This window comes from Metallosphaera yellowstonensis MK1 (assembly GCF_000243315.1).
Classification (GTDB): Archaea; Thermoproteota; Thermoprotei_A; order Sulfolobales; family Sulfolobaceae; genus Metallosphaera; species Metallosphaera yellowstonensis.
This window is the reverse complement of record NZ_JH597764.1, coordinates 1-6,978: the sequence shown is the minus strand read 5'-3', so window position 1 is coordinate 6,978 and position 6,978 is coordinate 1. Positions and strand designations below refer to the sequence as shown.

At 47.8% G+C, this 6,978-nt stretch carries 7 protein-coding genes and 1 pseudogene; 4 read left to right on the top strand and 4 right to left on the bottom strand.

The annotated features are described in order from the left end of the window. On the bottom strand, window positions 1-452 hold a 452-nt coding region (locus tag METMK1DRAFT_RS07400; protein ID WP_009072401.1), incomplete at its 3' end, for an NAD-dependent epimerase/dehydratase family protein. Between the two features lie 388 nt (window positions 453-840). Between METMK1DRAFT_RS07400 and METMK1DRAFT_RS16375 the strand changes: the two genes are divergently transcribed. Further along, entirely contained in the window at window positions 841-1,029 is a 189-nt protein-coding gene (locus METMK1DRAFT_RS16375) for a hypothetical protein (RefSeq protein ID WP_009072399.1), read from the top strand. Window positions 1,030-1,059: 30 nt separating this feature from the next. Here METMK1DRAFT_RS16375 and METMK1DRAFT_RS07395 read toward each other — a convergent pair whose 3' ends face one another. The 3 genes from METMK1DRAFT_RS07395 to METMK1DRAFT_RS07385 all read right to left on the bottom strand — a co-directional run bounded on the left by METMK1DRAFT_RS07395 (window position 1,060) and on the right by METMK1DRAFT_RS07385 (window position 4,710). Beyond that, complete coding sequence (locus METMK1DRAFT_RS07395; protein ID WP_009072397.1) at window positions 1,060-1,992, bottom strand: PEP/pyruvate-binding domain-containing protein; 933 nt, start codon at window positions 1,990-1,992, stop codon at window positions 1,060-1,062. A gap of 38 nt (window positions 1,993-2,030) precedes the next feature. Next, a complete protein-coding gene (locus METMK1DRAFT_RS07390) occupies window positions 2,031-3,266 on the bottom strand; it encodes an APC family permease (RefSeq protein WP_009072394.1) in 1,236 nt (411 codons plus the stop codon). A 289-nt stretch (window positions 3,267-3,555) separates the two neighbouring features. Continuing rightward, window positions 3,556-4,710, bottom strand: a complete 1,155-nt coding sequence (locus METMK1DRAFT_RS07385; protein WP_009072393.1) for a hypothetical protein — start codon at window positions 4,708-4,710, stop codon at window positions 3,556-3,558. A 580-nt stretch (window positions 4,711-5,290) separates the two neighbouring features. Here METMK1DRAFT_RS07385 and METMK1DRAFT_RS07380 point away from each other — a divergent pair. From METMK1DRAFT_RS07380 to METMK1DRAFT_RS07370, 3 genes and pseudogenes are all read left to right on the top strand, one after another. Continuing rightward, window positions 5,291-5,605: pseudogene (locus tag METMK1DRAFT_RS07380) on the top strand (TQO small subunit DoxD); the annotation flags it as partial. Between the two features lie 96 nt (window positions 5,606-5,701). Then, window positions 5,702-5,890: a hypothetical protein gene (locus METMK1DRAFT_RS07375; protein ID WP_009072390.1), complete on the top strand. Its 189-nt coding sequence runs from the start codon at window positions 5,702-5,704 to the stop codon at window positions 5,888-5,890. Window positions 5,891-6,317: 427 nt separating this feature from the next. Then, on the top strand, window positions 6,318-6,978 hold a 661-nt coding region (locus METMK1DRAFT_RS07370; RefSeq protein WP_009072388.1), incomplete at its 3' end, for an AMP-binding protein.

The window sequence follows — 6,978 nt, the reverse complement described above, 5'->3', positions numbered from 1 at the left end:
ACAGACCTCTCCCCCTGACACTTGGTGATCTCAAACGTTGTCGTGGGCGAGACGCCCTTACAGTGCTCCTGCTCCACTCTCACGTTAGTTCCCGTTGCACCGGTTGACGTAGCTCCGCTGAAGTGGATGAATTGCTTCCCCTCCTTAGTAGACATCCTGGCCAGAGCCGTCGGCACCTCCACGTTTGCCCTCCTCAACGTTTCCTCGCTCCCGGAGATCTCCCCAACTAGGTTCACCACGGTGTCTGAGTCTCTCACCAGTTTCCTGAACTGCTCATCCATGGGGTCTGCCTTGACGACGTCTACCCTCCCCTTCAACAGCTTCACGTACTCCTCCTTCACTGGGTTAAGGGACCTATAGGTGACAGTGACACTTGAAGTGTCCTTGTACTGTGAGAGTCTCAGGGCGATGTGAGTAGCTATGAAGCCCAGTCCTACAATAAGGTATCTCATACTTCAAGCACACAGACGTAGATAAAATTCCTTGGGTAAGCAAAGGTTAACACGCAGCAGTGGTTGTGGGACTTTGCCTTAAGGTCTCGTGGTAAAGGCTAAGTTTAATTCAGCAGTTATTGGATTTCACCTAGATTGCAGAGCGCTACCTAAGGGAAAATCCCATAACTGCTGTTTAATTATTGCCCTGTACATGAGACGTCATCAAGTCACGTCCGGGCCTGTCTAAGGGGGTAGAACGGGTTTCTGAAGGTCGAGTGAGTGGTCAAACAGAGACGAACTGCTCAGAGACTGTAACGCTTCTACGTAACTACTCGTTATTTTTAATCGTCTAAATATCGTTTTGACAAGTTGTGTTTATGTAGTATCACCGAAGTAGTTTTTATTGATGATCCCCCTAACTGATGACGGGCACTGCCCACGAGGTTTGGGGAGTGATAAAAGTGTGGATGGGAGGGTAGCGGTGTTTCCCTCGACTAGCCCCAATGAGTTGAGGGTGACCCTGTGTGATCCCTTAAGAGGGGTGCCCGTGGTGGAATTAGAAGTAATTAAAGAAGATATGTTACGCCACGGGTAAACACCTCCAAGTCTGCAGAAGCTCTGTACCCTAGAGGTCCTCCCACGTAGTCCTGACTCCCCTAACTTCCAATATGTATAGCTTGTTGGAGCTCAGGGCCCACTCCAAGTTGACGTGTCTCCCGAACAGCTCCTCTATACGTATAGCCAGGTTGGCCAGTTCCACTGCCTTCACGTTATCGAGGCTGGGTTCCATGGCCTTACCTCCTAGGGGAACCTCAACTACGGATTTGCTTTTCGGGTCGTATTTTAACATAAGGTGTTTATGACCTATTATCTTCTCCTTGACTACCCTGTCCCTCTTGGGAAGGACGAAAGTATCAGGAGTCACCAGACCTTTGGTAACCGCCTGCCCTAATCCCCAGGAGGACTCTATGACCACAACGTTCGGGTCCTTAGTGACGGGATGAATTGTAAACGCGGTGCCCGCAGAATCAGGTTCCACCATCTCCTGGACAAGTACGGCTATCTCAGCTACGTTGCCGGAGGCAAGTCTGTAAGCCAAGGCTCTAGGGTTAAAATAGCTGGCCCAAGCCATTTTGATATAATGTTCTATTTCCCCCTTCTCCACGAACAGGTACGTATCCAGTTCTCCAGCGAAGCTGGGTCCTGACATGGGTGACGTAATGGTAGGTCTGACCGCGACGAAGTTCGAAGTTATGGTTCTCAAACCCTGCTCCAACTCCAGGTGGATGTCTAGGGGCATTTCCTTAGAGGCAATAAGGTCCTTAACCGTCTCGTACCTCCTCCTCACATCGGTGGGATCGTCTAGGTTCACCCCCCTCAAGATCTCGTTTATCTCTCCTCTCACGAGCTCCATGAATCTCCTGAACGCGGCCCTTGTAACTACGAAGCCCCACGGGACTCTTATCCCTGACCTAGCCAGTTCACCAAGGTAAGCACTCTTCCTCCCCACGGACCTGACCATGTTTGAGGACGTGTGCTCAATGCTGAAAACATACATGAATGTCTATAGCGAAGAGGAAATTTAAACAATATGTTCTATCTCCTCTCCTCCCGCAGGATCTCATAGATCACCAGCCCCACCAACAGAGTCACGGCCCCTATAGCGAGTGACGTTCCCCCCAGAGAGATGAGGAAGATTGCTGAGAGAACCGTTGAGGCTACCTGTAGCCAGGGATATGCAGGAGACCTGAACTTTCCCCTCAGGCCCCTCCTCCTCACTCTCATTACCTCAACTCCCGTCAACATGTATGAGAACACTATGCCGAAGTTGCTGGCTAAAGCTATGGCCTCCACGTTTCCGAGGAACAGGGAGAGGAGCATCACTGACCCCACCAGCATGAGCGGGTGTCCCGAAAAAGGTAACCTAAAATCCCCTGACAGCTGTCTGAGCGTCCTCTCACCTGCTATTATGGTAGAGAGCGTCACACTGATAGTAGCAGACAATGCAGTGAGGGTGACGAAGTCAACCAAGTATTTTGGGGAATGAAGAGAGCCAAGTACTAGGTCCAGGGGAGCCGAGTTCTCGCCGAAGGAGGTCCACATCACCGCATTTACCATGGCTGTGACCACGGCCATGTAAAGCAGAGCACTGAGGATCAGGGAAGCCACGATGGCCTTAGGTATCACTTTCTCCCCATTTTCGGTGGAGGGCGTAAGAGTAGCCACGGTGTTGAATCCCGAATAAGCGAAGAAGGCTATGTTGGATGCGGTCAACAAACCGTATACTCCGTGAGGAAGGAGCGGGATGAAGTTATTTGGCCTGATTCCCGCTAGGACGAAACTGGAGACTATGAAGACTGTGAGTCCCATCACACTTAGGACAACCAGACCACTTTCAACCTCCGCTGCTAGTCTCAGACCAAGATAGTCTATGGTGAGGAGCGTCAATATCAAAAGGGCAGCGACAGGGTAGTAGAGGGGAGGCGGAATCAATCCTACCTGAACTAGGTATCCGGAGAATCCCAGCGCGGTAGCCCCTCCTCCTATGGAGTAGGCTATCACTCTGAACCACCCAACTAGGAATCCCGAAGTCTCCCCGAGGGATTTCAGCGTGAAGCTGTAAACTCCTCCCTCCACATCAGTGAATATTGAGGAGAGCTCAGCACTATTTAGCCCCACACTCACCGCGTAAAGAGCGGTGATGAGGAAGGCTAGGATCGCTCCGGGGCCTGCCGCAGATATGCTCGATCCAGCCATGACGAAGATGCCCGCTCCAATTATGTTTCCAAGGCCTATAGCCAACGCTTGATAGAAATTTAGTTTCCTCATCATGACCCTCTTCAATGCCAGTGGGGATGTTTTTATTAATTATACATTGGCCGGAACTCTTAAGGACGGGAGTTTTCCCGTTCAACCCCACGCTTTTGTTTCAATAGCTTTATCTTTAACCACGATGGAGCTAGGGAGTTAGCCCCGAGCTACCTACTTAAGGCGAGTCGTTGGAACTCCTTCGAGCAGATGGGCACGCAGGTCGCATCTCCGGGTCACTCCCTTTTGGGCAGAGCTTACACGGTGAGGGATCATGTTCTTTCGGCAGAAATCGAGAATAAAGTATTTAGTATCACTCACTTAATATAATTAGTAATCCTTCCTTACCCTCAGGTGTCGCCTTATAACCTACCCCTATCAGGTGGTTTCCCGTGAACAGGAGGGAATTAATACTCTCGTTCTCGCCAACATAAACGGTGACTAAAGAGGAGGGAGAACGGCCTGTCAAGATGATCCCCTCCTCGCTTACTACCCCAGTGAGATTATTGACTGTCGGTATCCTCAACGCTACGGCGTAAACTCCAGTATAATACGAAACTGCAGTTATTACTCCTACTTGATATTTCAACTTATATTCGTCAACATGTGAACCTTGAATGACACCGAGTAACGTCAGCGTGATCTCTGTGTCATTAAGGGAGTAATTAAACCCTCCAAAGATCCATCCTCCAGGTATAGGGGCGGAGGTGAGAACGGACCCCAAAGAAGGTGTAATATTGAGGAACTTGGAGCCGTTGTAAATGGCCATTGTGAAGTTAAACAGATGGGACCCCCCTACTAGCGTGTAGCTCCCGTTCGATGAAAGGGTGTAAATACCGGTACCCACGGAAATGGGAGAGAGAAAATAGGAGGGTAAATATGGGGTCAGATCGGTCAAATTATTTTTTACCTTTAGGAGAAAAGGCACTTGGTAGGTTCTACCATCCATTACTGTTAACGCAGTACCTCCAACTAACCAATAGCCGTCAGCCCATGAGGTAGCTAGGATCTGTCCAGGTATGTAAAAGTTAGGTATGTCGCGAGACAAGTTCACCACCCTTCCGTTGTCGTACAGTACAAGAGTGGGGATGAGGACCGATGTGTTGTCCACTACGCCGTATCTGGTTCCACCCAGGAGATAGGCTGACCCATTATAAGAAATGGAGTATATGGCTCCGTGGAGAAAGTAATCACTCACATTGAAGAGAGTGTAAGAACCGTTGGATAAGAAGATGAGACCTGCTACTCCCCTGGTCAGGTTTCCATTCCCCTGAGTCCCAGCGAAGGCTATCACGTTGTTACCAACGGGCACAGCCTGGTTGATCTCCGTTATCCCATTGAACTCCAAGGTCTGGGAATATGATCTAGACTGATACGCTACTATCCCAAAGGCGAGTATTACAAGGATAATGCCTATAGCCAGGAAGTACTTCCTGTCGCTTTTCTTCGAACTTCCTTTAGGTCGCATCTATTTCTGAATCTATGCTTCAGGACTTCGTTATTAAGTGTTTCCCAAGTATCGTTTATTATAAGATAAAATGCAAATATATAAGACTAATTGTGATTTTCCATAAAAGGTAGTAGAATAGGGTAAGAGTTTAATTTTATGTCACGAAGGGGTGATGTGCGTATACCTGGATGAGTATCTCTCAGGTCTGGGTCGATCTTATATACGATAAGGATTAGAGCACCTTTAGGTCGTACGTAGGGACATCCTACTGCGCTACAACGCCAATTTACCTTTCCAAACTCGACATCTGACACTCCTCATATTCTGACCTCCTCCCTGAGGGTGGACACGAAATCTCCTACCCAAAGGTTATGGGACTTTAACGTATCTTGAAGATTTTCATTAACCCAGGGTGGAAAGAGAACGTAGCTGGTCAGAGTGATTCTAACTCTTAAATTTTGCTTAAGCCAGGTCCACTTGATTGGAAATAAATAATATAGAGATTTTTATTCTAATAGGTCCTTTTCTTTTATTAAGTTTAAACTTTATAAACTAAAAATTTATATAATGGAATGATGTCACGACATGATGTGAGATCATGTCTAAGGAGAAAATCAACGAGGGGAACTCGACGAGAATGGAGTATCTCTTACCTCTCAGGTTCGCTGTGGGATGGATGTTCCTGGACGGAGGATTAAGAAAAGCTGTGTTGAAGCCAAGCAAGTTAGACCCCAATTCTTCTTCTTTCGTTGGTGGGAAACTTGTGAACTTTTTACCCCATGCAGGCCCGTTCAAACCTTTCCTTATAATGACACTGGAGAACAGAGCTTTGGACGTAGCGTTCCTTACAATCTTTAGCTATGTGGAAATAATAGCGGGACTATTCATAATAATAGGCCTCCTTACTAGACTGTAACGCTTCTACGTAACTACTCGTTATTTTTAATTACTCCTAAATATCGTTTTGACAAGTTGTGTTTATATAGTATCACCGAAGTAGTTTTTATTGATGATCCCCCTAACTGATGACGGGCACTGCTCACGAGGTTTGGGGAGTGATAAAAGTGTGGATGGGAGGGTAGTGGTGTTTCCCTCGACTAGCCCCAATGAGTTAAGGGTGACCCTGTATGATCCCTTAAGAGGGGTGCCCGTGGTGGAATTAGAAGTAATTAAAGAAGGTAAGTTACGCCACGGGTAAACACTGACTTGATAGGCTTCTCACTTTAAACCTTGTCCACCCTAGAAGGGCTAAGGTTTGCTGTTCCTTTATCAATTAGTCAGAAGGTAGCGGGTAAGTCAAGGACGTTTCGGCTCAAGAATTGGCTGGCTCCCACTTACGTTAAAAGACTTTCATGCTCGTTCATTACAATTTTACATAAATCATGAAATCTTACATTGACGTACCTTCCACCCGAAAGGGGGTGATCTGGGACATGAGCCCTCGCGGTCGGGCTCATGGAGTTCCGCAGCGATTCGTCATAAAGTTAGGTAGGCGGTCGAGCACTAGGTCCCTATACATAATTGAGGATTTGGACGTGGAATGAAATCGAGGTGTAGGGACGAACGATAACTCGATCTCGAGTGGGGAGCAAGAAAGTTTTTGTAATTCTTCGGTAAATTTACATATGGAACTCCAGAGCCTCATTAGGGAGTTCATCTCCCTCCAGGAGAGAGGTTTCACGGAGGATAAGATCAAGGAGTTCTTCCAGAATCTTGTTAAAGTAGATCTCACTAAATTTAACTGGGTTAGAGACTTAGTTGAGCAGATTCACCTTAAGGATAGAGCCAGTAAGACCGCGTTGCACTGGAGGGACATGTCCACTGGAGAGGAGGAGACTCTCACGTATCACCAGTTGTCCCTCATGGCCAACAAGGTCCTGAATCACCTTAGGAAGGCCGGAATGAGGAAGGGAGACCCGTTATACCTGATGAGCAGGGTGCACCCGTTACATTGGGCTACATTCATGGCCTCATTGAAAGGAGGATTCGTTTTGGTACCCAGTGCCACTAACCTTACCGTGAACGAATTGAAGTATAGGTTCTCCGACTTGAGACCTAAGGCTATAGTGTCAGACACATTGAGGGCCAGAACCGTGGAAGAAGCGTTAGGCGAGATGAAGGTGGAGAAGTTCCTCATTGACGGAAAGAAGCAAGGGTGGAACTCCCTTGAGGACGGTGAGGTGACTAACGCTGAGGCTGAGGACACCATGGGAAACGACGTAGTGATCAATTACTTCACTTCTGGAACCACTGGGATGCCCAAGAGGGTGATTCATACTGCAGTGA